Source organism: Cryobacterium sp. N21 (assembly GCF_002929575.1).
Lineage (GTDB): Bacteria > Actinomycetota > Actinomycetes > Actinomycetales > Microbacteriaceae > Cryobacterium > Cryobacterium flavum.
Genome location: NZ_PJJQ01000005.1, coordinates 1 through 2,211 on the forward strand (window position 1 = coordinate 1; position 2,211 = coordinate 2,211).

1 rRNA gene is annotated in these 2,211 nt (G+C 53.3%); it reads left to right on the top strand.

Going from position 1 to position 2,211, the window contains the following annotated elements:
• A 23S ribosomal RNA gene (locus CXY77_RS00030) occupies positions 1–2,211 on the top strand; the annotation flags it as partial.

The following is a 2,211-nucleotide window of genomic DNA, read 5'->3' on the forward strand; positions in this document are numbered from 1 at the left end:
TCAAATTTTTAAGAGCAAACGGTGAATGCCTTGGCATGTAGAGCCGAAGAAGGACGTAGTAATCTGCGATAAGCCTCGGGGAGTTGATAAACGAACTGTGATCCGAGGATGTCCGAATGGGGAAACCCCGCCAGGCCCGTGAGGTGACCTGGTGACTCCCGCCTGAATATATAGGGCGGGTAGAGGGAACGTGGGGAAGTGAAACATCTCAGTACCCACAGGAAGAGAAAACAATAGTGATTCCGTTAGTAGTGGCGAGCGAACCCGGATGAGGCTAAACCGATCATGTGTGATAGCCGGTAGGCGTTGCATGGTCGGGGTTGCGGGACTTTTCTGCCTATTCTACCGAATGGTAAGGGTTAGAACGTTGTATAGACGAACAGGATTGAAAGCCTGGTCATAGAGGGTGCGAACCCCGTAGTCGAAATGCAGCAATCGCCCGAGAAGTATCCCAAGTAGCACGGGGCCCGAGAAATCCCGTGTGAATCCGTCAGGACCACCTGATAAGCCTAAATACTCCTACATGACCGATAGTGAACAAGTACCGTGAGGGAAAGGTGAAAAGTACCCCGGGAGGGGAGTGAAATAGTACCTGAAACCGTTTGCTTACAAACCGTTGGAGCCAGCTTTGTTCTGGTGACAGCGTGCCTTTTGAAGAATGAGCCTGCGAGTTAGTGATATGTGGCGAGCTTAACCCGAGAGGGGAATGCGTAGCGAAAGCGAGTCTGAATAGGGCGATTCAGTCGCATGTCCTAGACCCGAAGCGAAGTGATCTATCCATGGCCAGGTTGAAGCGACGGTAAGACGTCGTGGAGGACCGAACCCACTTCAGTTGAAAATGGAGGGGATGAGCTGTGGATAGGGGTGAAAGGCCAATCAAACTTCGTGATAGCTGGTTCTCTCCGAAATGCATTTAGGTGCAGCGTTGCGTGTTTCTTGCCGGAGGTAGAGCTACTGGATGGCCGATGGGGCCCAAAAGCTTACTGACGTCAGCCAAACTCCGAATGCCGGTAAGTGAGAGCGCAGCAGTGAGACGGTGGGGGATAAGCTTCATCGTCGAGAGGGAAACAACCCAGACCACCAACTAAGGTCCCAAAGCGCGTGCTAAGTGGGAAAGGATGTGGAGTTGCACAGACAACCAGGAGGTTGGCTTAGAAGCAGCCACCCTTGAAAGAGTGCGTAATAGCTCACTGGTCAAGTGATTCCGCGCCGACAATGTAACGGGGCTCAAGCACGCCACCGAAGTTGTGGCATTGATATTTTTGGTTAGCTAACACCCTTGTGGTGTTGGTTCAGCCGTGTTGATGGGTAGGAGAGCGTCGTGTGGCCAGCGAAGCGGCGGTGTAAACCAGCCGTGGAGGCCACACGAGTGAGAATGCAGGCATGAGTAGCGAAAGACGGGTGAGAAACCCGTCCTCCGAAAGATCAAGGGTTCCAGGGCCAGGCTAATCCGCCCTGGGTAAGTCGGGACCTAAGGCGAGGCCGACAGGCGTAGTCGATGGACAACGGGTTGATATTCCCGTACTGACGAAAAACCGCCCAAACTAATCCAGTAATGCTAAGCATCTGAATCCCCTAGATGGATCCCTTCGGGGTGAAGCGTGGGGCCTAGCGTGCGACCCTATGCTGGTGCGGTTAGCGTATTAACAGGTGTGACGCAGGAAGGTAGCTGAGCCGGGCGATGGTTGACCCGGTCTAAGGATGTAGGCCGAGAGATAGGCAAATCCGTCTCTCATATAAGGTTGAGACCCGATGGGTAGCCCGTAAGGGTGAAATCAGTGATCCTATGCTGCCAAGAAAAGCATCGACGCGAGGTTTTAGTCACCCGTACCCCAAACCGACTCAGGTGATCAGGTAGAGAATACTAAGGAGATCGAGAGAATCGTGGTTAAGGAACTCGGCAAAATGCCCCCGTAACTTCGGGAGAAGGGGGGCCTGAGGCGTGAACGGACTTGCTCCGGGAGCGTTCGAAGGCCGCAGAGACCAGTGGGAAGCGACTGTTTACTAAAAACACAGGTCCGTGCTAAGTCGCAAGACGATGTATACGGACTGACGCCTGCCCGGTGCTGGAAGGTTAAGAGGAACGGTTAGCCGCAAGGCGAAGCTGAGAATTTAAGCCCCAGTAAACGGCGGTGGTAACTATAACCATCCTAAGGTAGCGAAATTCCTTGTCGGGTAAGTTCCGACCTGCACGAATGGCGTAACGACTTC